The following is a 24,695-nucleotide window of genomic DNA, read 5'->3' as shown; positions in this document are numbered from 1 at the left end:
AAAATAGAAAGTGGTGTTCTTTTGATTAATGCACAAGAAATTAGCGCTTTACTAAAACAACAAATTGAAGGCTTTCAGCCTGACTTTGACTACACAGAGACTGGTGTCGTAACCTATATCGGTGACGGTATCGCCCGTGCGCAAGGTCTTGACAATGCCATGAGTGGAGAGCTTTTGGTATTTGAAAATGGCACCATTGGTATGGCACAAAACTTAGAAACTAACGATGTTGGTATTATCATTCTCGGACAATTTACCGATATTCGTGAAGGGTCAGTTGTTCGTAGGACTGGTAAAATCATGGAAGTGCCAGTTGGCTCAGCCTTGATTGGTCGTGTCATCAATCCACTTGGGCAGCCAGTGGATGGGCTTGGCGACATCCGTACTAGTAAGACTCGTCCGATTGAATATCCAGCACCAGGTGTTATGCAACGTAAGTCGGTTAATGAACCGCTTCAAACTGGTCTTAAGGCTATTGACGCTTTGGTTCCGATTGGTCGTGGTCAGCGTGAATTGATTATCGGTGACCGTCAGACAGGGAAGACATCTGTAGCTATTGATGCTATTCTCAACCAAAAAGGCCAAGATATGATTTGTATCTATGTGGCTATCGGTCAGAAAGAGTCAACTGTTCGTACTCAGGTTGAAACCCTTCGTCAGTTTGGTGCTTTGGATTACACAATCGTAGTAACGGCATCTGCTTCCCAACCGTCTCCATTGCTTTTCTTGGCTCCTTATGCTGGTGTTGCGATGGCAGAAGAGTTCATGTATGAAGGCAAACACGTCTTGATTGTTTACGATGATTTGTCAAAACAAGCGGTAGCTTACCGTGAATTATCTCTCTTGCTTCGTCGTCCTCCGGGTCGTGAAGCCTATCCAGGGGATGTATTCTACTTGCACAGTCGCTTGCTTGAGCGTTCAGCGAAGGTTTCAGATGAATTGGGCGGTGGCTCCATTACAGCTCTACCATTTATTGAAACACAAGCGGGAGATATTTCAGCTTACATCGCGACCAACGTGATTTCAATCACGGATGGACAAATCTTCTTGAAGGACGATTTATTCAACTCTGGTATCCGTCCAGCCATTGATGCGGGTTCTTCTGTATCACGTGTAGGTGGCTCTGCACAGATTAAGGCCATGAAAAAGGTTGCAGGTACCCTTCGTATCGATTTGGCTTCATACCGTGAATTAGAAGCCTTTACTCAATTTGGTTCGGATTTGGATGCAGCAACTCAGGCCAAACTCAACCGTGGTCGTCGGACTGTGGAAGTGTTGAAACAACCATTGCATAAGCCGCTTCCAGTTGAAAAACAGGTTTTGATTTTGTATGCTTTGACAAATGGCTTCTTGGATTCAGTGCCAATCGATGATATTTTGGCATTTGAAGAAGAACTGTATGCATATTTTGATTTGCACTACGATGGTCTTTTGGATGTTATTCGTACAACAAAAGATCTTCCTGATACAGATGAATTGAATGCTGCTATCCAAGCTTTCAAAGACCAGTCTGTCTTTAAGTAAAGGAGTGAATAATGGCAGGTTCTCTCAATGAAATCAAGTCAAAAATTGCATCAACTAAGAAAACCAGTCAAATCACCGGTGCCATGCAGATGGTTTCGGCTTCTAAACTAGCCAAATCAGAGCAATTAGCGCAATCCTTTCAGATCTACGCTAGTAAGGTTCGTCAGATTACAACGGATCTCTTGCGTGGAGAATTGATGGCTTCAGATACAAGCAATCCAATGCTGATTCGTCGTCCAGTTCAAAAATCTGGTTATATTGTCATTACCTCTGACAGTGGACTAAAAGGTTCTTATAATTCCAGTATTTTGAAGGCTGTGATGGGAATGATTGAACAGGACCATGACTCGAAAGATGAGTATGAAATTATTGCCATTGGTAGTATGGGGGCTGATTTCTTCCGTGCCCGTGGTATCAATCCAGTCTTTGAATTGCGCGGCTTGGCGGACAATCCAAGCTTTGAAGAGGTTCAAAAAATCATTTCTAAGTCTGTTGAAATGTATAAGAATGAACTCTTTGATGAGTTGTATGTTTGTTATAACCACCATGTCAATAGCTTGACCAGTCAGGTACGTGTCCAGCAGATGCTTCCTGTTGAGGATTTGGACCATAATGAAGCAGATGGTTATACATCTACTTTTGAATTGGAGCCAAACCGTGAAGTCATTCTGGAGCAATTGTTGACCCAGTATGCAGAATCCACCATTTACGGAGCGATTTTGGATGCCAAAACTGCTGAAAATGCGGCTGGTATGACGGCCATGCAGACAGCAACGGATAATGCTAAGAATGTCATTAACGATTTGACAATTCAATACAATAGGGCTCGTCAGGCGGCTATCACTCAGGAAATTACTGAGATTGTAGCAGGTGCCTCAGCCCTTGAGTAATAGAAATAGAGGAAATAGAATGAGTTCAGGCAAAATTACTCAGGTTGTCGGACCAGTTGTAGACGTTGCGTTTGCAGCAGAAGATAAACTTCCTGAGATTAACAACGCACTCGTTGTATACAAAAATGATGATTCCAAGCAAAAAGTTGTGCTTGAAGTTGCTTTGGAACTTGGTGATGGCGTTGTTCGGACCATTGCCATGGAATCAACTGATGGATTGACTCGTGGGATGGAAGTACTTGATACAGGCCGTCCGATCTCAGTTCCAGTTGGTAAGGAAACTCTGGGTCGTGTCTTCAATGTCTTGGGAGATACCATCGACCTTGATGAGCCTTTCCCAGCTGATTTTGAACGCGAGCCAATTCATAAAAAGGCACCAGCTTTTGATGAGTTATCTACATCAAGCGAAATTTTGGAAACAGGTATCAAGGTAATTGACCTCCTAGCACCCTATCTAAAAGGTGGTAAGGTTGGTCTCTTCGGTGGTGCCGGTGTTGGTAAGACCGTTCTTATCCAAGAATTGATTCATAACATTGCCCAAGAACACGGTGGTATTTCTGTATTTACCGGTGTTGGTGAGCGTACTCGTGAGGGGAACGACTTGTATTGGGAAATGAAAGAGTCAGGTGTTATTGAAAAAACGGCCATGGTATTTGGTCAGATGAATGAGCCGCCAGGTGCCCGTATGCGGGTTGCCCTGACTGGTTTGACTATTGCGGAATATTTCCGTGATGTGGAAGGGCAGGATGTTCTTCTGTTCATCGATAATATCTTCCGTTTCACTCAGGCTGGTTCAGAAGTGTCTGCCCTCTTGGGTCGTATGCCGTCAGCCGTTGGTTATCAGCCAACACTAGCAACGGAAATGGGTCAATTACAAGAACGAATTACCTCAACTAAAAAAGGTTCTGTTACATCTATTCAGGCTATCTACGTGCCTGCCGATGACTATACAGACCCAGCTCCAGCGACAGCTTTCGCTCATTTGGACTCGACAACCAACTTGGAACGTAAGTTGACCCAGCTTGGTATCTATCCTGCGGTGGATCCATTGGCATCTTCATCTCGTGCACTTTCTCCACAAATCGTTGGTGAAGAGCACTATGCAGTTGCCATGGAAGTCAAACGTGTCCTTCAACGTTACCAAGAATTGCAAGATATTATTGCCATTCTCGGTATGGATGAATTGTCAGATGAAGAGAAGACCTTAGTAGGTCGTGCACGTCGTATCCAATTCTTCCTATCTCAAAACTTCAACGTTGCTGAGCAATTTACAGGTATGCCAGGTTCATATGTGCCAGTTGCAGAAACTGTTAAAGGCTTTAAGGAAATCTTGGACGGTAAGCATGACCATCTACCAGAAGATGCCTTCCGAAATGTCGGTTCAATCGAGGATGTAGTCGCAAAAGCTGCAAAAATGAGATTCTAAGAGGTGGCCTATGGAACAAATGACTGTTCAAATTGTGACACCAGATGGAATGAAATATGACCACCATGCTGCTTTTGTTTTGGTAAAGACTGTCGAAGGTGAGATGGGAATTTATCCCGGGCATGAGGAATTGATTGCCGTTTTGGAAATCGATGAAATGAAAGTCCGCCGTGTTGATGATGAAAATCACGTGGACTGGATTGCCGTCAATGGTGGGATTATTGAAATCAACAAAAATATGATTACGGTGATTTCGGACTCAGCAGAGCGAGAACGTGATATTGATATCAGTCGTGCAGAACGGGCTAAGTTGCGTGCCGAAAGAGAGCTTGAAGAAGCTCATAACGCTCATAATGCTGATTTGGAAAAACGTGCTACAGTCGCCCTCCAACGCGCGATAAATCGTATTCGTGTCGGGAAACATTAATATATATGGGATTGAACTTGGTTCAGTTCCATTTTTTAATTTCATGGTATAATGGAAACATGGTAATTTCAATTTTACAGTTTTTTAGTCATATATTGTTTATCTATCTGGCTCATCATCTCTTGGTTACAACAGTTGATTGGTCACGGTGGTTGAAGGTGACTGGGGACAATCAGCGTAAAATCAATTTGCTGATTCTCTTTCTGGCAATAGCACTGGGGTACTTAGTCTCGACTTTCTTTTTAGAATTGTTGATGATGGGACGCTCTTTTGCAAATATGTGATTTAAGATAAGAAAAGGATAAGAAATGGATACAATTATTGTTACAGGTAGTAAAAACGGTTTGAAAGGACAGGTTGAGATTGAGGGGGCGAAGAATGCCGTTCTGCCTTTATTGGCAGCAACAGTTCTAGCAAGTCAAGGGCAAACCAAATTGACTCAGGTTCCTATTTTGTCTGATGTCTATACAATGAATAATGTTGTACGTGGTCTGGGAGTTCGTGTGAATTTTGACGAAGATAGCAAGACTATTGACATTGATGCGACAGGTCGTCTTGGCAATGAAACACCTTATAAGTATGTAAGCCAGATGCGGGCTTCTATTGTCATTCTGGGGCCAATTTTGGCACGCAATGGTTATGCTAAGGTTTCTATGCCAGGAGGTTGTACCATCGGTAGCCGTCCAATAGATTTGCACTTAAAAGGTTTGCAAGCTATGGGGGCTAAAATTAAACAACGAGCTGGTTATATTGAAGCGAGTGCAGAGAACTTGCAGGGAGCTCATATCTATCTTGATTTCCCAAGTGTTGGGGCAACGCAAAATTTGATGATGGCTGCAACTCTGGCGCAAGGTACCACTGTTTTAGAAAATGCAGCGCGAGAACCTGAAATTGTTGACTTGGCTATTTTCCTAAACAAAATGGGGGCCAAAGTTAAGGGAGCAGGTACAGAGACGATTACGATTACTGGTGTAGAAGAATTGACTGGCGCAGAACATCAAGTGGTGCAAGATCGTATCGAAGCGGGTACCTTTATGGTGGCAGCGGCAATGACTGGTGGCGATGTCTTGGTCAAGGATGCTGTCTGGGAGCACAACCGTCCACTCATTTCTAAGATGTTGGAAATGGGAGTTGAGGTGACGGAAGAAGCTGAAGGGATTCGAGTTCGTTCGCAAGTGGATAAGCTTAAACCTGTAACAGTAAAAACTTTGCCCCACCCAGGCTTCCCAACGGATATGCAGGCTCAATTTACAGCCCTAATGGCAGTTGCAAAGGGTGAATCTACCATGATTGAAACAGTATTTGAAAATCGTTTCCAACATCTAGAAGAGATGCGTCGGATGGATTTGCATTCGGAAATTTTACGAGATACAGCTATCATCACGGGAGGACAAGCTCTGCAAGGTGCTCAAGTTATGTCTACTGATTTGCGAGCTAGTGCTGCATTGATTTTGGCAGGTTTGGTTGCTGAAGGTGAAACGATTGTAGGTAAATTAACGCACTTAGATCGAGGTTACTATCGTTTTCATGAGAAATTAGCTGCTTTAGGTGCAACGATTGAACGTGTGAGTGGAGAAGATGAAAATGGATAAGGATAATCTTAGCTATGTTGGTAAAAATTTAATCTTAGTAGCAGTTGTTTTGTTGATTGCTATTTTGGTGTTTATTTTAGGATTAATGGTTGGTTACGGTGTCATAGGAGATGGAGACAATGTATTTGCGGTGTTGTCACCAGCTAAGTGGCAAGAACTAATCGGTAAATTTACAGGAAAGTAGGCTGGACCTGCTTTTTTGATGGAGAGAAAATGGCGAAGAAAAATGTAAAAAAACAAGCGATGAGTCTGCTCAGCTTATTGGCTACGATTGTTGTAGTAGCGGGTGGTTATCTTTTAAGTGATAACAAGAGCAGTAACGTTGCTAATTATTCCTATTATGTCAATCAGTCTAAGGCAAGCGAGAGCACACCTAGTCAGGAACTGGCTAGTTCGGTATTGACAGAGGATGTTAAGAAACAGCTTGGACATTCATTTGACTGGAATGGAGCGGGTGCTTTTATCATCAACGGAAATAAGACTGATTTAGATGCTTCAGTCTCTAGCAAGCCTTATGCGGATAATAAGACAAAGACTGTGCAGGGGGAAACGGTTCCAACAGTGGCAAATGCCCTTTTAGCCAAATCAACGCGACAGTATAAGAGTCGTGAAGAAACAGGAAATGGTTCGACTTCATGGACTCCGCCTGGCTGGCATCAGGTACAGGATTTGGATGGATCCTATGATCATGCGATTGATAGGGGGCATCTGCTGGGCTATGCCTTGATTGGCGGTTTAAAAGGCTTTGATGCTTCAACCAGCAATCCTAAGAATATTGCAGTTCAAACAGCTTGGTCCAATCAGGCAAGGGCTGAGGATTCGACGGGGCAAAACTATTTTGAGAGTCAAGTTCGTAAAGCTTTGGATAAGAACAAACGTGTTCGTTACCGCGTGACCTTGATTTATGCTGATGAGGATGATTTGGTTCCAGTCGGAAGCCATCTAGAGGCAAAAGCAGCAGATGGTAGCCTAGAGTTCAATGTATTTGTTCCAAATGTACAGAGCGGCCTCAGCATTAACTACCATAGCGGTGAAATCACGGTGAATGAGTAAATAATCAGATGAATTCCTTCTTGATAAATCAAACATATCAGACGATTTTCGTAGAGAATCGTCTTTTTTTGCAACAATTTTAAAATTTTTACAAAAATCGTTGACAAATCATCAGATGAATATTAGAATATAATTATAGAAAACGCTTACGACTTTGTTGTAGAAAAATTTAGGAGGACTTTCCGATGGAAAAACATGTTGAGAAACGTGTCGAAGACGTTACGTATAACAAAGCCAAGCTATGGCAGATTATATTGTTTGCGATGAATAATTCATCAACCAACATTTACCTAGTTGCCTTCACTTTCGTGACTTATTTATCGACAGGTGTACTTGGACTGGCAGCCCTATTTGTTAGTCAGCTCATGGGATATATTCGTATCTTCGATGGATTCATCGATCCGTCAATTGGTGTTATCATTGATAAAACGGATACAAAGTTTGGTAAATATCGTCCTATCTTGGTTTTGGGGAATATCATCACAGCTTCCTCACTCTTTATGATGCTAGGCTTGAGCGGTGTGAGCGAAAGCATGCGTCTTCCTTTGTTTATAGTGGTGCTGATTATTCATAAAATTGGTTATTCATTGCAACAAACGATTACAAAAGCTGGTCAGGTTGCACTTACCAATGATCCAAAACAACGTCCGATTTTTAACATTGTTGATGGTATTGCCACAACTGTGTTGATGACAGGTAGCCAAGTGGTCGTGTCAGGAACCTTGGTTCCAAAACATGGTGGGTTTACTCCGGGATTCTTCCAAGAGTTATTCCTTGGTGTAGTAATAATTTCAGCTGTACTGGGTATTCTTGCTATTATCGGTATTTGGTAACCGCCCAATAACAAAGTATCTATCTAATCACTCCCTCCTCCAGTATACTGTTATAAAAAACAAAACTGGAGGATTTATTATGTCACAGCCCATCGTCCCATTGACTGTTCCCCAATCTCGCCGCTTTGAGAAGAAAGGCAGAAACGATATTCTGATGAAAATTCGTCTCGGAAAAGTGGAAGTCACATTCTTTCACTCTATCAACCAAAAAATATTAGAAACAATCTTGGATAAGGTACTGCACTATGACCATCCGACTCAGTGATTTAGGTCAAGTCTACTTGGTTTGCGGTAAAACGGATATGCGTCAAGGGATTGATTCTCTCGCCTACCTTGTCAAAAGTCAATTCAATCTGGATCCCTTTTCAGGTCAGGTCTATCTCTTCTGCGGAGGTCGAAAAGACCGATTCAAAGCTCTTTACTGGGACGGACAAGGATTTTGGTTATTGTATAAACGTTTTGAGAATGGAAAATTGACCTGGCCAAACAATGAAGAAGAGGTCAAGGCTCTAACTTCCGAGCAGGTGGACTGGCTCATGAAAGGATTTTCTATCAATCCAAAAATAAATCTTTCAAAAAGTCGTGATTTCTATTGAAATCATGGCTTTTCTTTGTGTATAATGAGATAAAAAGAAGGAGATTGGTTATGTCATCACTAGAAAAAATTATTGAAACACAGTCAAAAACGATAGATATGATGGCTAATGAACTTACCCTCCTTCGTGAACAGATTGAGTATCTGAGACAGAAACTCTACGGAAAATCATCAGAGAAGGTTGTGTATCAACCCGGTCAGCTGAGCTTGTTTGGGGAGGAAATTCTCCCTGAAGAAGAAGCTGACTTACCCAGTTGAAACGGAGACCATCACCTATAAACGCAAGAAAGCCAAGGGAGTTCGTCAGGCTATTTTTAGTCAGTTCACTCCAGAGATTGTTCATCACGAATTGCAGGGCGAAGATTGCACTTGTCCAGACTGTCATGGACAGTTGAAAGAGATTGGTTCTACTGTTCAACGACAAGAGTTGGTCTTCATTCCCGCACAATTAAAGCGGATTGACCATGTTCAACACGCATACAAGTGTCAGGCATGTAGTCAGAAGAATCTGAGCGATAAGATTATCAAGGCTCCAGTTCCTAAGGCACCTTTGGCACACAGCTTGGGTTCAGCTTCTATCATCGCCCATACTATTCATCAGAAGTTCAATCTTAAGGTGCCCAATTACCGCCAGGAAGAGGACTGGCATAAGCTTGGTCTGCCAATCAGTCGGAAGGAAATAGCCAACTGGCACATCAAGTCTAGTCAGTATTATTTCGAACCGATTTATGACCTGTTGCACGAGAAATTGTTGGAGCAGCCTATTCTCCATGCGGATGAAACCTCCTACAAGGTCTTGGAAAATGATAGCCAGTTGACCTTCTACTGGACCTTCTTGTCTGGGAAACATGAGAAAAAGGGCGTCACCCTCTATCATCATGACAAACGACGGAGTGGCTTGGTTGTAAAGGAATTTCTTGGGGATTATGCGGGTTATGTTCACTGTGATATGTGGTCGGCCTATCGGCAGTTAGACAAGGCACAGCTGGTTGGCTGTTGGGCTCACGTTAGACGGAAGTTCTTTGAGGCGACTCCTAAGAAGACAGACAAGACTTCTTTAGGTGCTAAGGGTTTAGCCTATTGCGACCGCCTATTTGCCTTAGAGAATGACTGGGCAGATTTGTCTACTGAGGAACGGCGACATAAACGGCAGACAGAGTTAACTCCCTTGATGGACGAGTTCTTTGATTGGTGTCGCAATCAGGCCGTTTTGCCAGGCTCCAAATTGGGCACTGCAATGGAGTATAGCCTCAAATACGAAACCACCTTCCGAAACGTTCTCTTGGACGGTGACCTAGTCCTATCCAACAATATGGCTGAGAGGGCTATGAAGACCTTGGTGATGGGCAGAAAAAATTGGCTGTTCTCTCAGAGCTTTGAGGGAGCCAAGTCGACAGCTGTCATTTTGAGTCTTTTGGAAACAGCTAAGCGACACGGACTTGATGCAGAGAAATATATGACCTATCTTCTAGAACACTTACCCAACGAAGAGACGCTCGCAAAAAAAGAGGTGCTAGAGGCTTATTTGCCATGGAAGGAAACAATTAAGAGAGCGTGTAAATAGAAAAAGGTTCCAGAGTCGACAGGACTTTGGAACCTTTTCAATATACCTTGTTATTGGGCGGTTACGGTATTTGGGAGAAAGACAATAAGAAATACTTTGGTCTTGGTGAGAAGACACAAGAAACGAAGTTGAAGGATTACTGGAAAGTCATCAAAGGAAACAAACCTTTGCAGGTTCTTTCAATCTCTGCAGCTTTTGTAAAATTTGTTGCCCAACTGTTTGGTGATTCCGTTATCGGGGTTATGCTGTATGGTATTATCTTCGGTGACTATGCTCTTTCTGGAAAAATGTCTATGCTTTTGATTTTGCCAGGTATTCTTGTAACAGTTGGTGCAGCGCAATTGGCTCGTCGGAAAGGTTTGCGATTTGCATATGTAACGGCCCTTCAACTGGGAATTACAGGTTTGATTATTCTTGCTGTTATGCTTCTTTCTGCTGAACCTGGAATGTTGAATTTGACAAATTGGAATCTCTACACAATCGGTTTCTTTGTAGTTTATATCATTGCTCGCTACGCATCTAGTGCTCCATCTGGTTTGGTATTGACCATGGGTGCAGATATTACAGACTATGAAACTTCAGTATCTGGTCGTTACTTGTCAGGAATGATTGGGACTATCTTCTCATTGACGGACTCGATTGCTTCTTCATTTGCTCCGATGGTGGTTGGTTTTGTATTAGCAGCTATTGGATTTGGCAAAGAATACCCAACCGTTGAAACAGCCTTCTCTACAGATTTGAGAATGGCATTGATTGTCCTATTGACAGTGATTCCAGTAGTAGTTTTGAGTCTATCCTTGTTCTTGATGAAATTCTACAAACTTGATCGCGAAGAAATGGCTCGTATTCAAGAGAAAATCCACGTTATGAAAGCGGCAAAAGATGAGGAACGTGTGCGTGCAATCGCGAAAAATGTTCCATTGTCTGATATGGATTATGTAGATGTTACTCAATATAAGGTTGATCAATACGACGATAAATAATACAATAACTGACCTAGTTGGAGGCGTCCAGCTGGGTCTTTCATCTAGGAGGCGGTATGAAAAAAATCTTAGCATTTGGAGAAGTTTTATTGCGGCTATCTCCTCCTCATTATCAAACTTTGACACAGGCTACTAGTTTAGATTGTCAGTTTGGTGGTTCGGAGTTGAATGTCTTGGCCAGCTTGGCTCAGCTGGGGCATTCAGTTGAGTTGGTGACGGCACTGCCTAAGAATGAAGTGGGAAAAATGGCAGAACACTTTCTCTTTGCACGGCAGATTGGACAGAAGCATCTGATTCGAAAAAAAGGAAGGCTTGGACTTTATTACTACCAAAAAGGTTTTTCGCTCAGGCCTAGTCAGGTGACCTATGATCGTGATTATTCTGCTTTCAGCTTATCCAAGGAAGAAGATTATGATTTGGAAGGCATGTTTGACGGTGTCGATTGGTTTCATGTTAGTGGAATAACGGTCGCTTTGAATCCAGATATTTATCGACTGGCCTTTCGTTTGATGGAAATGGCAAAGGGGCAGGGTGTTAAGGTTTCCTTTGACTTGAATTATCGCGAAAGTTTGTGGTCTTCTTTTGAAGAAGCAAGGGAAAAACTATCTCGCTTTGTGCAGTTGGCGGATATTTGCTTTGGTCTAGAGCCTATTCAACTTTTAAATGAATCTGGTAAAGATCTGAAGGATGAATTGGGGCTGAAGCGTCCTTATGAAGATAAGGATACTTTGCTGAAGGTTGTTAAAAGTTTAGCAGAGAACTATTCTTTGCAAAGTCTTGCTTTTACCCAGAGGGAAATGACCTACAATAATGAATATTTGCTGAAAGCATACTTGTATCAAGATGGTATTCTTTATGAAACGGAAAAAGAATCCATTCAAGTTTTGGACCGAGTTGGGACAGGGGATGCCTTTACAGCAGGAATTATTTTGGGTTATTTGCAGGAAAAAACGCCACGTGAAATACTCGACTTGGGGATGGCTAGTTTTCAATTCAAACATACCATTGAAGGGGACATTAATGTCATCAGTCAATCAGATATTGATTTGTTATTGAAAAAAGGGTCACGTGAAATAAAACGATAGAAAGAAGGAAAAAGTATGTTGTATCCTATACAAACAAAAACACGCTCAGTTTATTCTTTAAATGGAATATGGAAATTTAAGCAAGGGAACAATGATGTTCATACTCTGTTAGATACAGATGAGGTAATGGTTGTACCGAGTTCTTTTAACGATCTTGTTGTCGATAAGGACAAACGTCGTTTTGTCGGAGATAATTGGTATGAACTTATGGTAGCTCTTCCAGTAGTAGCTGATGATGAAGAGTTAGTTGTACGCTTTGGTTCGGTGACACATCAGGCCAAAGTCTATGCAGATGGTCAGCTAATCGGGGAGCACAAGGGTGGTTTCACACCTTTTGAATGCTTGATTCCATCAAATTTATACGACGCTGATCAATTCCGTTTGACAGTCTGTGCCAATAATGAACTAAATTACACAACCCTTCCAGTAGGGAATTATAGTGAAGAAGTGGATGAGAATGGTCAAGTTGTGAAGACCGTCAAGGAAAATTTTGACTTTTTCAACTATGCTGGTATCCAGCGGACGGTTCATCTCTATAAACGTCCAAAAAATAGAATTGAGGATATTGTTATTCGGACGGAGCTAAATCAAGATTTGACTCAGGCGGTAGTGAATGTTGATGTGAAGACAGTTGGGCAGTACGATTCCATCCGTATGTCTATTTTAGATCAAGAGGGGCAGGAAGTAGGTCTTCTTGAAAATGGACAAATGGTCATTGAACATCCACGCCTTTGGGAGGTCTTGGATGCCTATCTCTATACTGCTAAAGTTGAATTATTTGATGGAGAAAACTTGCTAGATACCTACTCAGAACAATTTGGCATTCGTAGTGTAGCAGTTGAAAATGGGCAATTTTTCATCAATGGAAAACCTTTCTATTTCAAGGGATTTGGTAAACATGAAGATACCTTTATTAATGGTCGTGGTTTCAATGAAGCAGCCAATTTGATGGATTTGAATTTACTGAAGGATATTGGAGCAAATTCTTTTAGGACATCTCATTATCCCTATTCTGAAGAAATGATGCGACTGGCAGATCGTTTGGGAATTGTCGTCCTTGATGAAGTGCCAGCAGTTGGTCTGTTCCAGCTTTTCAATGCAGCCTTGAATTTAACAGATGATTCTGAAGAGGTAAAAAGCACTTGGGAAGTTATGCAAACCAAGGAGGCTCATGAATTGGTGATTGATGAATTGATAGCACGTGACAAAAATCACCCATCCGTAGTGATGTGGGTTGTCGCCAATGAACCGGCAGGACATGAAAAAGGCGCACGTGCTTACTTTGAACCTTTGATTCAGCGCATGAGGGACAGAGATCCGTCTAAGCGTCCAGTGACCTTGGTCAATATCATGACGGCAACGCCAGATAAGGATGAGGTTATGGATTTGGTCGATGTTGTCTGTCTCAATCGTTACTATGGCTGGTATGTTGCTCATGGTGACTTGAAGGCGGCAGAGAAAGGACTCCGTCAAGAGTTGGAGACCTGGCAAGGACTTTATCCAGACAAGCCGATTTTGATTACGGAATATGGTGCAGATACTCTTCCAGGTTTACATTCGATGTGGGATATTCCTTATACAGAGGAATTTCAGGTGGATTACTACGATATGAACCATCGCGTCTTTGATTCAATTCCGAATTTAGTGGGTGAACAAGTCTGGAATTTTGCTGATTTTGAAACTACAGTTGGTATCATTCGCATTCAAGGAAATCACAAAGGATTATTCTCAAGAAATAGACAACCCAAGCAAATTGTAAGAGAAATCAAGAAACGTTGGACTGCCATTCCAAACTACCATTATAAGAGGAAATGAGCTATAATAGTAGCAAATAGAAAGTTGTATTGGAGGACCAAGCACATGGCGAAACCCTTGGTAGAAAAAGCATCAGAGCGCTTATTAGAATTGATTTTGGAAAGAGGATATGAAGTTGGTGATAAGCTTCCAAATGAGTATGAATTGGCCCAAGATTTAGAAGTTGGACGTTCGACTGTTCGTGAAGCTGTTCGAAGTTTGGCTACTCGAAATATTCTGGAAGTGCGCCAAGGGTCGGGAACCTATATCAGCTCTAAAAAGGGAGTATCAGAGGATCCTTTAGGTTTTTCTTTGGTCAGAGACCGTGTGAAGTTGACAACAGATTTGTTTGAAGTGCGGTATTTGCTTGAACCGAGAATTGCGGAGCGTGTTGCACAGTTTGCCTCGGACGAAGACATTGCTCGACTAGAAGAAATTGTCCTTGCTATTGAAGAGGCCGTTGCTGCTGGAGACACGAAGCATTTGGAGTTGGATGTGAAATTCCACTGTATGTTAGCTGAGATGAGTGGGAATCTGGCTATGACTAGTCTCATGCCTGTCATTAATCAATCTATTCATCTGATCAATGAAAATTATTCAAATCGTCAGATGAAATCGGATAGTTTACAGGCCCACAGGAACATCTTAATGGCTATCAAGCAACGCCATCCTGTTGCAGCCTATGATAGCATGTTGGCGCATATTATAGCAGTAAGACAGGTTGTGTTAAGCGAATGGTTCGATAAAGATATGACCTTGCATGGTCTCAACGATCATAAATAGAAATAAAAAATAGACAGCCCAGAAGAATTCTTCTGGGTATTTTTTGCTTTTTTTATTGACAAATCATCTGATGAATTGTATACTATAGCTATAAATGACAACGCTTTCTAATTGGAGGTCAAGATGTTAAAGCAATTAAAAGAAAATTACTTTTTCGCAGTGATTCGCGGAAAAGATGAAGAAGATGCGAAAGAAATCGCTCGCCATGCGATTTTGGGAGGTATTCGAAATATTGAAATTACATTTTCGACTCCAAATGCAGCGACAGTTATTAAAGAATTACAGGAAGAGTTCTCAGACGATTCTTCCGTAGTTATCGGGGCGGGAACAGTGATGAATCTTAAGCTGGCACAAGTGGCCATTGATGCAGGTGCTAGTTTCCTGGTTAGTCCTCATTTTGATAAAGAAATTCAAGACTTGGCGCAAGAGGCTGAGGTATTCTACTTCCCAGGCTGTGCAACTGCAACAGAGATTGTCACAGCCAGTCAGGCGGGATGTCCCATTATCAAACTTTTCCCTGGTGGCGTGTTGGGACCTGGATTTATCAAGGATATTCACGGACCAGTGCCCCAAGTGGATTTGATGCCTTCTGGTGGCGTATCGGTTGAAAATGTTGCAGATTGGAAAAAGGCAGGCGCTTGTGCTGTTGGAGTCGGTTCAGCTCTGGCAAGTCGAGTGCAGGCTGAAGGCTATGAAAGTGTAACGACGATTGCTCGCAGTTTTGTTGCAGCTTTGGAGGGATGAAATGAGTTTTAATGATAAAAACTTTATGCTAAAAAATGAGCCTGCTAAGGAGCTTTACGGGAAAATAGCAGAACTTCCTATCTATGATTTCCATTGCCACTTGGATCCTAAGGAAATTTTTGAAGATAAGGTTTATGAAGATATTGTTGATCTGTGGCTGGGGGGTGACCATTATAAGTGGCGCTTGATGCGGGCAAATGGTATCTCAGAGGAAGAAATCACAGGTTCAGCAAGTAAATTAGATAAGTTTAAGGCTTGGGCAAGAACCTTGGAACGGGCTTTCGGAAATCCTCTCTATCATTGGAGTCATTTGGAATTGCGACAGGTTTTCGGTGTTGAGGAATTGTTGACCGAAGAAAATGCAGAGCGACTCTATCATCAGCTCAATGCTTATTTGCAAGAACATCGAATGAGTCCACGGAAGCTAATTGCGGATGCTAGGGTGGCCTTTATTGGGACAACTGACCATCCTCTTGATAGCTTGGAATGGCATAAGCGCTTGGCTGAGGACTCAACTATAGATACTGTAGTGGCACCGACTTTCCGCCCAGATGAAGCCTTTATAGAACATCGAAATTTCAATCCATTTATTAAACGCTTGGAGGAGGTAACAGGGGTAGCAGTAAGAGACTTTGCAAGTTTTGTAGAAGCACTTGGTCAGCGCGTTTCCTATTTTGCTCAACACGGTTGCCGAGCAAGTGACATCAGTTTTACGGCTGTTTCCTATGAAGAGGCTACCCTCGAAGAGCTTGATGATATTTTACTAGCAAGACTTGCAGGTAAAGAGACTGGCCAATCCAGTATCAATAAATGGCAGACTGCTATCTTTAGAGAATTGTGCCGATTGTACAAAAAACATGGCTTTGTGACACAAGTTCACTTTGGTGCCTTACGGAACAACCATACTGGACTGTTTGAAAAACTTGGAGCAGATGTAGGTGTGGATTCGATTGGAGACCAGACATGTCTGACTGTGAATTTGAATCGTTTGTTAGATAACTTGGTCAAGGAAAATGCCCTTCCAAAAATGATTTGGTACAATCTCAATCCAAGTTACAACATTGCTCTAGCCAATACTTTGGCGAATTTCCAAGCTAATGAAGAAGGGCGCCGTAGTCAGCTACAATTTGGTGCTGGTTGGTGGTTCAATGACACCAAGTTGGGTATGATTGACCAGATGAATGCTTATGCAGAACAGGGTATGCTTGCAAATTTTGTTGGTATGTTGACAGATTCGCGTAGCTTTTTATCTTATCAACGGCATGATTATTTTAGACGGATTTTAGCGACCTATGTCGGCCAATGGATTGTTGATGAAGAAGTACCTGAAGATTACAATCGTTTAGGCCAGTTTGTAGAAGCCATATCCTACTACAATGCCAAAGAATTTTTTGAACAATAAAGGAGAGTAAATCATGAAAATGTCATTTCGATGGTACGGGAAAAAAGATCCTGTGACACTGGAAGAGATTAAAGCAATCCCTGGTATGCAGGGAATCGTAACGGCAGTCTACGATGTACCAGTTGGTCAGGCATGGCCCCTTGAAAACATTCTAGAGCTGAAAAAAATGGTCGAAGAGGCAGGACTTGAAATTACTGTTATTGAATCCATTCCTGTCCATGAAGACATCAAACAAGGGAAGCCAAATCGTGATGCCTTAATCGAAAACTATAAAACGTCCATCCGTAATGTTGGGGCTGCAGGTATTCCAGTTGTATGCTACAATTTCATGCCTGTGTTTGACTGGACCCGTTCAGACTTGCACCACCCACTTCCAGATGGTTCAACCTCTTTAGCTTTCCTTAAATCTGATTTAGCAGGTGTTGATCCTGTGGCGGATGATTTGAACTTACCAGGTTGGGATTCGTCCTATTCCAAGGAAGAAATGAAGGCTATTATTGAAAATTATCGTCAGAATATTTCCGAAGAAGATTTATGGGCGAATTTGGAGTATTTTATCAAAGAAATTATGCCAACGGCTGAGGAGGCTGGCGTCAAAATGGCTATTCACCCTGATGACCCTCCGTATGGAATTTTTGGATTGCCACGTATTATTACTGGTCAAGAAGCCGTTGAACGATTTTTGAATCTCTATGATTCAGAACACAATGGAATTACCATGTGTGTAGGATCTTATGCTTCTGATCCGAAAAATGATGTCCTTGCCATGACGGAATATGCTCTCAAACGCAATCGTATCAATTTTATGCATACGCGCAATGTGACGGCAGGTGCTTGGGGCTTCCAAGAAACAGCACATCTGTCACAGGCTGGTGACATTGATATGAATGCTGTTGTTAAATTATTGGTGGACTATGACTGGGCTGGAGCCTTACGTCCAGACCACGGTCGTCGTATCTGGGGAGACCAGACCAAGACACCTGGTTATGGTCTGTATGACCGAGCCCTTGGAGCAACCTACTTTAACGGTCTCTATGAAGCCAATATGCGAGCAGCAGGCAAGACACCAGATTTTGGAATTACAGTCAAAACAGTTGGAAATAAGGAGAGCTAATATGTCACGTGTTATTGAGTTTAAGGATAAGGTTGTTGTTATTACAGGTGCAGGAGGCGTTCTTTGTGGCTATTTGGCAAAAGAATTTGCTAAGGCAGGTGCAAAGGTTGCGCTTTTGGACTTAAATGAAGCTGCGGCTCAGGTCTTCGTCGATGAGATTGCAGCAGCAGGAGGCGTAGCAAAAGCCTATAAATCTAACGTTCTTTCTAAGGAAAATTTGGAAGAAGTTCGCCAGCAAGTCCTAGCAGATTTTGGTCCTGTAGATATATTAATCAATGGTGCAGGAGGCAATAATCCCAAAGCGACAACGGACAATGAATTCCATGAGATTGGACTGCCAGCTGAGACCAAAACTTTCTTCGACTTGGATGAGGCCGGTATCAACTTTGTTTTCAATTTGAATTATCTTGGAACCTTATTGCCAACACAGGTCTTTGCACAGGATATGATTGGTCGCTCGGGAGCAAATATTATCAATATTTCCAGCATGAATGCCTTTACTCCTTTGACAAAAATTCCAGCCTATTCAGGTGCCAAGGCTGCTATTAGTAATTTTACCCAATGGTTAGCAGTTCATTTTTCGAAAGTTGGTATTCGTTGTAATGCGATTGCGCCTGGATTCTTGGTTACCAACCAAAACCGTGGTTTGCTATTTGACGAGTCAGGTCAACCGACCGCACGTGCCAACAAGATTTTGACCAATACACCAATGGGGCGGTTTGGTGAAGCCGAAGAGTTGGTCGGAGGGGTCTTCTTCTTGGCAGATGAGAATTTGGCAAGTTTTGTCAACGGTGTTGTTTTACCGATTGACGGTGGCTTCTCAGCCTATTCAGGAGTTTGATGATGAAAACGGATTACGTATTTTGTGTGGACTCTGATGGCTGCGCCATGGACACCATGACCTACAAACATAAACTCTTTTTCGGCCCCTTAGCTGCGGAAGTTTTTGGTGTTGAAGATAAAGAACCATTTTTAACTGAATGGAATCGAGTCAATCTCTACTCACGAGAACGTGGCATTAACCGTTTTGTAGGCTTGGTTAAAGGCCTAGAATTTGCAGGTGTGACTGGTATAGATAACTTGAAAAATTGGGTCGCGACCACAGATTCTTTGTCAAATGCTTCTCTGGAAAGATTGATAGAGGAGCAGCCGTCAAAAGACTTGGAATTAGCCTTAAAATGGTCCACTCAAGTCAATCAAGCCATTAAGCATTATAGCGGTCCTGTTTTAGCCTTCATCGGCGTTCACAAGGGCTTGGAAAAACTGAGCCAGTTAGGAAAAGTCTACGTAGTTTCTTCTGCTAATAAGGAAGCGGTAGAAGAAGAGTGGACAGACCAGGGTTTGATGGACTTTGTTACAGAATTGTACTGTCAAGACCGTGGTAAGAAGGAAGATGTCATTAAACTGTTAATAGAGGAAGGGTATTGTCCTGATAAGATTATGATGATTGGTGACTCGCCTGGTGATTTGAAGGCGGCGGAATTGAACGGTGTCCATTTCTATCCTATTTTAGTAGGACGAGAGATGCAATCTTGGGCAGATTTGACAGAAACGATTGCAGATGACTTTGTTCATCAAGCATTCACAGATGGGAAAGAAACAGAATTGACACAGGCATTTTGGAATAATTTAGACGACTAGAGAGAAGGGCTAGAGGCGCTATGCCCTCTAGCTTTTTTGGAGGCAAACATGACACATTTAGTAGATTTACGGAAGAAACCTTACAGCCTTGATGAAGAGGCTATTTCTTGGATTGAAGAAACCATTGCTCAGATGACCTTGGATGAAAAAATCGGTCACCTCTTTGTCAACATGGGGAGCCAGCGGACAGAAGAATATCTGACTGGAGTATTAAATGATTATAAGATTGCTGCTGTTCGTTACAATCCTGGACCTGCTGCAGATATTTGGGAGCAAAACTATATTTTGCAGACCAAGTCTAAGATTCCCCTTTTGATTGCAGCCAATACCGAATCTGGTGGGAATGGCGCTGTTACGGATGGAACGAAAATTGGGGATGAAATCAAGATTGCTGCGACAGCTGATCCCCGCTATGCTTATGAAATGGGGAAAGTTGCAGGACTTGAAGCAGCTGCAGTAGGCTGCAATGCCTCCTTTGCACCGATTATGGACCTCAGCCGTAATTGGCGCAATCCAATCATTGCAAACCGAACTTGGGGAGCTAATGTAGACCAAGTCATTGAATTATCTAAAGAATACATGCGTGGGATTATGGAACACGGCATTGTGCCGTTTGCTAAGCATTTTCCTGGAGATGGTATTGACGAACGTGACCATCATCTCTCTTTTGCTTCGAATCCTATGACCAAGTCTGAATGGATGGAAACATTTGGACGGATTTATGGTGAGATGGCTGACGCAGGTCTTCCAGGTATTATGGCGGGGCACATTCATTTGCCAAATGTTGAGAAAGAAATGCATCCAGAACGTGAATTGGACGATATGTTGCCAGCTTCGCTGAATAAAACGCTCTTGGATGAATTGCTTCGTGGAGAGTTAGGTTACAATGGTGCCATTGTAACGGATGCCAGTCACATGATCGGTATGACAGCCTCTATGTCCCGTCGTGAGCTATTGCCTACAGCTATTGAGGCAGGATGTGATCTTTTCCTTTTCTTCAACGATCCAGAAGAAGATTTGCAATGGATGAAAGAAGGGTTGGAAAATGGTCTGCTTTCTGAGGAACGCCTCCATGATGCCCTTCGTCGTACCTTAGGCTTGAAAGCTAAACTCGGTCTTCACTTGTTTGAAGGTCGTCGTCAGGAAATCATGCTGCCAAAAGAAGAAGCACTGGCTTTGATTGGTAGAGATGAGGCGAAACAGCTTGCAAAAGAAGTAGCTGACAAGGCTATTACCTTGGTAAAAGCCAAACAAGAAGGAATTTTCCCCGTCAATCCAGAACGCTACAAACGGATTTTATTGGTCGAAGTGGATGGCTATAAGGGTGGTTTTGGCGCCATGATCAATGCTGGCAAGAAGAGAGCAGCCGATACGCTGAAAGAACTATTAGAAGCTCGAGGTCACCAAGTATCTATCTGGGAAAATACAGAAGCACGGATTGCCAAATTGCCAGAAGAAGAAAGACCAGCAGCGATTGCAAATGTCTATGCTTCCAAGCGTCCAATTGCCGAAATCACAGATAACTATGATTTGATTATCAATTTAGTTGATGTCAACTCAGGAGGAACAACTCAGCGGATTATTTGGCCAGCTGCCAAGGGAACACCAGACCAGCCTTTCTATGTTCACGAAATTCCAACCATTGTTGTCTCTGTTCAGCACCCATTTGCACTTGCAGATATGCCACAGGTTGCAACCTATATCAATGCCTACGATGGTTTGCCTGTCACTTTAGAAGCCTTGGTTGCTAAACTAGCAGGAGAGTCAGACTTTACAGGAGTATCGCCTGTTGATGCCTACTGTGGTTTACTAGATACACGTATTTGGCGCGGAAAATAAGGAGGAAATAATGCCTAGATTGGTTGATTTGCGGAAGAAACCCTATTGTTTGAATGATGAGCAGATTGCCTGGGTAGAAAATACCTTGGCTCATCTGACTGATGAAGAAAAAATCGGTCAATTGTTTGTCAATCTATTCTTCTTTGGAGGAGACGCTTTTAGCGGAAATAATCTGAGTAATCAGGAATTGATGAACCGATACCATATAGGTGGAGCCCGCTATATGAATGGCAGTCCAGAACAGGTACAAGGACTGATTAACGAGTTGCAAAGCTATTCAAAAGTACCTCTCTTGGTTGCAGCGAACTGTGACTCAGGTGGAGATGGGGCTGTGAAAGGCGGAACATATATTTCTTCAGGTGCTCAATCTGAAGCCAGTCGGGATCCTCGTATTCCCTACTTAGCAGGTCTCGTATCTGCGCGCGAGGAGACTGCATTAGGTGTAAATGTCAACTTTGACCCTTGTGTGGATATTGTTCAGAACTGGCGCAATACGATTGTCAATACCAGAGCTTACGGCACAAATGCGGATGATGTGATTACCTATACCAGTGCCTATCTAGAAGGATTGACTGCTGAAAGAGATGTTATTCAATGCATCAAGCATTTCCCAGGAGATGGTACAGAAGAACGTGATCAGCACCTAGTCCTCGGTGTCAATGAGCTCTCTCCAGAAGAATGGGACAAGAGCTTTGGTCGTGTCTATCGGCATCATATTGAAGCTGGTGTTGAGATGATTATGGCGGGTCATATAGCCTTGCCATATTACCAGAAAGAACTGAATCCAAGTTTGAAGGACGAAGATATTTTGCCTGCAACACTGGCTCCTGAATTGATTCAAGATTTATTGAAAGAAAAACTGGAATTCAATGGTTTGGTCATAACAGATGCCAGCCACATGTTGGGGATGACAGCAGCCATGCGTCGTGAAGACTACGTACCTGCAGCCATTGCTGCGGGTTGTGATATGTTCTTATTCTTCAATAACTTAGAAGAAGATTTTGAATTTATGCTCAATGGCTACCGCAAGGGAGTGATTACTGAAGAACGCCTTCATGATGCTCTCCGTCGCATTTTAGGTCTGAAAGCCAAACTCAATCTGCATATCAAGCAAGCGGAAGGAACCTTACTAAAATCAGCTGATGAATTGGCTATTATTGGCTGTGAAGAACACTTGGCTTGGCAACGTGAAGCAGCAGATAAAGCAATTACGTTGTTGAAGGATACCCAGAAAAATCTTCCAATTAGTCCAGAAACCCATCGCAGAATCCGATTGTATTACCTAGAAGGTGAAAAAGAAGGGATTATGGCGGCAAGTACAGAAGTGGTTGATAACCTTAAAGCTGCCCTAGAGGCGCGTGGTTATGAAGTGACTGTCAATGATGGTACGACTCGAATCAAAGGTAAAACGCTGCAATACCGAGAAGAAGTTGATTTAGCCTTGACTGTTGCCAATGTCATTGGATATGGAGCGCAGAATAATTACCGCATCCAGTGGAAAACGGCCATGTCCAATGAGGTTCCTTGGTATGTACATGAAGTTCCAACCGTTTTCGTTTCACTAAACTATACAACTCACCTTCACGATGTTACCATGGTCAAAACTGCTATCAATGCCTACCATCACAATAAAAATACTATCGAATCCCTCCTTGATAAATTAGAAGGAAAAGATGACTTCTATGGTGTGCCAAATGAGAATGTTTGGGCCAATAAATGGCAAGCAAAACTATAAAACTAAACTCCTTTCTATCCTAGATAGAGGGAGTTTTCTAGGAAGATTTCTTGCCAAACTTTCTTATTTTTGATAGAATATTCTTAATTGAATAGAAGTCTGTGAGACTAGTACACCTATGGAAACTGCCCAGGGAGTTGAGCCGTGACTGCAAGCTCAATCAGTGAAAGTTGGTCGAATTCACTCACACAAGGACTTAGAACCTGTATTCACAGTTCAGCACTTCCATCTAAGGCTAGTTTTTCAGCTACTCATCGTTAGTTTTTTTCAAAATACAGTCAGTATTCCCTCAAAAAACTGCCTTGATTAGCGAAAAACCATCTCTTATGTGCAAGCACTTTACTTGTGAATACAGGTTCATAGAACTAAGGTCTGCTTAGCAGATGAAAACGGATGGTACCGCGTGACAACGCTCCGATACGAGTGGTGTCATGCGTTTTTTTATTGGAGGAATTATGTCAAACATTGAACAACAGTTGGCTGAACTAAGCCAATCCACACTTGAAAAGTTAAAGGAAATCCAGCACCAAGGCGAAAAAGAACTACAAGACCTGCGTGTTGCGGTTTTGGGTAAAAAAGGATCCTTGACTGACTTGTTGAAAGGCTTGAAAGACCTATCTAACGAAATGAAACCAATCGTTGGTAAGCAGGTCAATGAAGTACGTGATGTGCTGACAGCTGCCTTTGAAGAGACAGCTCAAAAGGTTGCGGCAGCGAAAATTCAACAACAATTAGCATCTGAAACTATTGATGTGACCTTGCCAGGCCGTCAGGTCAAGGTCGGAAAACGTCATGTCTTGACCCAAACTTCTGAGGAAATCGAGGATATTTTCTTGGGCATGGGCTTCCAAATCGTTGACGGATTTGAAGTGGAAAAAGATTACTACAATTTTGAGCGCATGAATTTGCCAAAAGACCACCCAGCCCGTGATATGCAGGATACCTTCTACATCACAGAAGAAATCCTTATGCGGACCCATACGTCGCCTGTTCAGGCTCGAACCATGGACCAGCATGATTTCTCAAAAGGTGCTTTGAAGATGATTTCGCCAGGACGTGTTTTCCGTCGTGATACGGATGATGCGACCCACAGCCACCAGTTCCACCAGATTGAAGGCTTGGTTGTCGGTGAAAATGTATCTATGGGTGACCTCAAGGGTACGCTTGAAATGATCATCAAGAAGATGTTCGGTGAAGAGCGTCAAATTCGTCTCCGTCCATCATACTTCCCATTCACTGAGCCTTCTGTTGAGGTGGATGTTTCCTGCTTCAAGTGTGGGGGTGACGGCTGTAACGTATGTAAGAAAACAGGCTGGATTGAAATCCTCGGTGCCGGCATGGTCCACCCACAAGTATTGGAAATGAGTGGCATTGATGCGACCAAGTATTCAGGCTTCGCCTTCGGTCTTGGTCAAGAACGCATTGCCATGCTTCGTTACGGTATCAACGATATTCGTGGATTCTATCAAGGCGATGTACGATTCTCGGAGCAGTTTTGATGTGAGACCTGTTTCTGATACTGAAAGTATCTAGAAACAGGACGGTAGCCGCTATGGCGGTCTACCTACTCCCCTCACTAGTTCTAAGGTTGAAAAAAATGTCGTTTTCAACCTTAGAACGTCGTAACCACGGACGAGGAAGTGAAGGGAAATTGCTATTGAGCGACTTTCT

The 24,695-nt window shown here is 42.6% G+C and carries 23 protein-coding genes and 2 pseudogenes; all 25 read left to right on the top strand.

Translation table 11 applies throughout. The annotated features are described in order from the left end of the window. Positions 1-3 precede the first annotated feature (3 nt). The 25 genes and pseudogenes from atpA (at position 4) to pheS (ending at position 24,523) form a co-directional block, all read left to right on the top strand. Positions 4-1,524 carry a F0F1 ATP synthase subunit alpha gene (gene atpA / locus PHA78_RS06755; protein ID WP_032500035.1) on the top strand — a complete coding sequence of 507 codons (1,521 nt, stop codon included), beginning with the start codon at positions 4-6 and terminating at the stop codon, positions 1,522-1,524. An 11-nt stretch (positions 1,525-1,535) separates the two neighbouring features. Further along, positions 1,536-2,414 (top strand): F0F1 ATP synthase subunit gamma, encoded by an 879-nt coding sequence (locus tag PHA78_RS06750; protein WP_024398204.1) that lies wholly within the window; start codon positions 1,536-1,538, stop codon positions 2,412-2,414. Between the two features lie 19 nt (positions 2,415-2,433). Continuing rightward, entirely contained in the window at positions 2,434-3,840 is a 1,407-nt protein-coding gene (gene atpD / locus PHA78_RS06745; RefSeq protein ID WP_105124188.1) for a F0F1 ATP synthase subunit beta, read from the top strand. Positions 3,841-3,850: 10 nt separating this feature from the next. After that, positions 3,851-4,267 carry a F0F1 ATP synthase subunit epsilon gene (locus tag PHA78_RS06740; RefSeq protein WP_105106449.1) on the top strand — a complete coding sequence of 139 codons (417 nt, stop codon included), beginning with the start codon at positions 3,851-3,853 and terminating at the stop codon, positions 4,265-4,267. Between the two features lie 59 nt (positions 4,268-4,326). Further along, positions 4,327-4,551, top strand: a complete 225-nt coding sequence (locus PHA78_RS06735) for a DUF1146 family protein (RefSeq protein WP_012775178.1) — start codon at positions 4,327-4,329, stop codon at positions 4,549-4,551. A gap of 24 nt (positions 4,552-4,575) precedes the next feature. Then, the gene (gene murA, locus PHA78_RS06730; protein ID WP_272157877.1) at positions 4,576-5,859 is read left to right on the top strand and encodes a UDP-N-acetylglucosamine 1-carboxyvinyltransferase; all 1,284 of its coding nucleotides are present in this window, start codon (positions 4,576-4,578) and stop codon (positions 5,857-5,859) included. Beyond that, complete coding sequence (locus PHA78_RS06725; protein WP_012775177.1) at positions 5,852-6,043, top strand: DNA-directed RNA polymerase subunit beta; 192 nt, start codon at positions 5,852-5,854, stop codon at positions 6,041-6,043. The genes murA and PHA78_RS06725 overlap by 8 nt, the downstream gene beginning before the upstream one ends. A gap of 29 nt (positions 6,044-6,072) precedes the next feature. Beyond that, complete coding sequence (locus tag PHA78_RS06720) at positions 6,073-6,912, top strand: DNA/RNA non-specific endonuclease (RefSeq protein WP_029175343.1); 840 nt, start codon at positions 6,073-6,075, stop codon at positions 6,910-6,912. A gap of 185 nt (positions 6,913-7,097) precedes the next feature. Continuing rightward, a pseudogene (locus tag PHA78_RS06715) lies at positions 7,098-7,742 on the top strand (MFS transporter); the annotation flags it as partial. A gap of 82 nt (positions 7,743-7,824) precedes the next feature. After that, positions 7,825-8,010 (top strand): hypothetical protein, encoded by a 186-nt coding sequence (locus tag PHA78_RS06710; protein WP_029185337.1) that lies wholly within the window; start codon positions 7,825-7,827, stop codon positions 8,008-8,010. Further along, the gene (tnpB, locus tag PHA78_RS06705; protein ID WP_002941575.1) at positions 7,991-8,341 is read left to right on the top strand and encodes an IS66 family insertion sequence element accessory protein TnpB; all 351 of its coding nucleotides are present in this window, start codon (positions 7,991-7,993) and stop codon (positions 8,339-8,341) included. The genes PHA78_RS06710 and tnpB overlap by 20 nt, the downstream gene beginning before the upstream one ends. Before the next feature lie 50 nt (positions 8,342-8,391). Further along, entirely contained in the window at positions 8,392-8,598 is a 207-nt protein-coding gene (locus tag PHA78_RS06700; RefSeq protein WP_029178301.1) for a transposase, read from the top strand. Further along, positions 8,552-9,904 (top strand): IS66-like element short variant transposase, encoded by a 1,353-nt coding sequence (locus PHA78_RS06695; RefSeq protein ID WP_029943004.1) that lies wholly within the window; start codon positions 8,552-8,554, stop codon positions 9,902-9,904. The genes PHA78_RS06700 and PHA78_RS06695 overlap by 47 nt, the downstream gene beginning before the upstream one ends. Before the next feature lie 50 nt (positions 9,905-9,954). Next, positions 9,955-10,887: pseudogene (locus PHA78_RS06690) on the top strand (MFS transporter); the annotation flags it as partial. A 56-nt stretch (positions 10,888-10,943) separates the two neighbouring features. Further along, positions 10,944-11,972: a sugar kinase gene (locus tag PHA78_RS06685; protein ID WP_024377280.1), complete on the top strand. Its 1,029-nt coding sequence runs from the start codon at positions 10,944-10,946 to the stop codon at positions 11,970-11,972. Positions 11,973-11,987: 15 nt separating this feature from the next. Continuing rightward, positions 11,988-13,787 (top strand): beta-glucuronidase, encoded by a 1,800-nt coding sequence (uidA, locus tag PHA78_RS06680; protein WP_024377281.1) that lies wholly within the window; start codon positions 11,988-11,990, stop codon positions 13,785-13,787. A gap of 45 nt (positions 13,788-13,832) precedes the next feature. Continuing rightward, positions 13,833-14,549, top strand: a complete 717-nt coding sequence (locus PHA78_RS06675) for a FadR/GntR family transcriptional regulator (RefSeq protein WP_272157876.1) — start codon at positions 13,833-13,835, stop codon at positions 14,547-14,549. A 123-nt stretch (positions 14,550-14,672) separates the two neighbouring features. Beyond that, a complete protein-coding gene (locus PHA78_RS06670) occupies positions 14,673-15,293 on the top strand; it encodes a bifunctional 4-hydroxy-2-oxoglutarate aldolase/2-dehydro-3-deoxy-phosphogluconate aldolase (protein ID WP_002939780.1) in 621 nt (206 codons plus the stop codon). Between the two features lies 1 nt (position 15,294). Further along, positions 15,295-16,695: a glucuronate isomerase gene (gene uxaC, locus PHA78_RS06665; protein ID WP_272157875.1), complete on the top strand. Its 1,401-nt coding sequence runs from the start codon at positions 15,295-15,297 to the stop codon at positions 16,693-16,695. 13 nt (positions 16,696-16,708) lie between these two features. Continuing rightward, positions 16,709-17,809, top strand: coding sequence for a mannonate dehydratase (locus tag PHA78_RS06660; protein ID WP_222330196.1), 1,101 nt, complete (start codon positions 16,709-16,711; stop codon positions 17,807-17,809). A 1-nt stretch (position 17,810) separates the two neighbouring features. After that, positions 17,811-18,650 (top strand): SDR family oxidoreductase, encoded by an 840-nt coding sequence (locus PHA78_RS06655; RefSeq protein ID WP_024400735.1) that lies wholly within the window; start codon positions 17,811-17,813, stop codon positions 18,648-18,650. Next, positions 18,650-19,450 carry an HAD family hydrolase gene (locus tag PHA78_RS06650; protein ID WP_272157874.1) on the top strand — a complete coding sequence of 267 codons (801 nt, stop codon included), beginning with the start codon at positions 18,650-18,652 and terminating at the stop codon, positions 19,448-19,450. The genes PHA78_RS06655 and PHA78_RS06650 overlap by 1 nt, the downstream gene beginning before the upstream one ends. A 48-nt stretch (positions 19,451-19,498) precedes the next feature. Continuing rightward, complete coding sequence (locus PHA78_RS06645; protein ID WP_029187815.1) at positions 19,499-21,289, top strand: glycoside hydrolase family 3 protein; 1,791 nt, start codon at positions 19,499-19,501, stop codon at positions 21,287-21,289. Between the two features lie 10 nt (positions 21,290-21,299). Continuing rightward, positions 21,300-23,024 carry a glycoside hydrolase family 3 protein gene (locus PHA78_RS06640; RefSeq protein WP_024377289.1) on the top strand — a complete coding sequence of 575 codons (1,725 nt, stop codon included), beginning with the start codon at positions 21,300-21,302 and terminating at the stop codon, positions 23,022-23,024. A 455-nt stretch (positions 23,025-23,479) separates the two neighbouring features. Beyond that, a complete protein-coding gene (gene pheS, locus PHA78_RS06635; RefSeq protein WP_024410406.1) occupies positions 23,480-24,523 on the top strand; it encodes a phenylalanine--tRNA ligase subunit alpha in 1,044 nt (347 codons plus the stop codon). The last annotated feature ends 172 nt before the right edge of the window (positions 24,524-24,695 follow it).

Origin of the sequence: Streptococcus sp. HN38 (genome assembly GCF_028335765.1) — a bacterium.
Taxonomy (GTDB): domain Bacteria; phylum Bacillota; class Bacilli; order Lactobacillales; family Streptococcaceae; genus Streptococcus; species Streptococcus suis_P.
The sequence above is the reverse complement of the archived record's forward strand: the minus strand, read 5'-3'. Positions and strand labels throughout refer to the sequence as shown.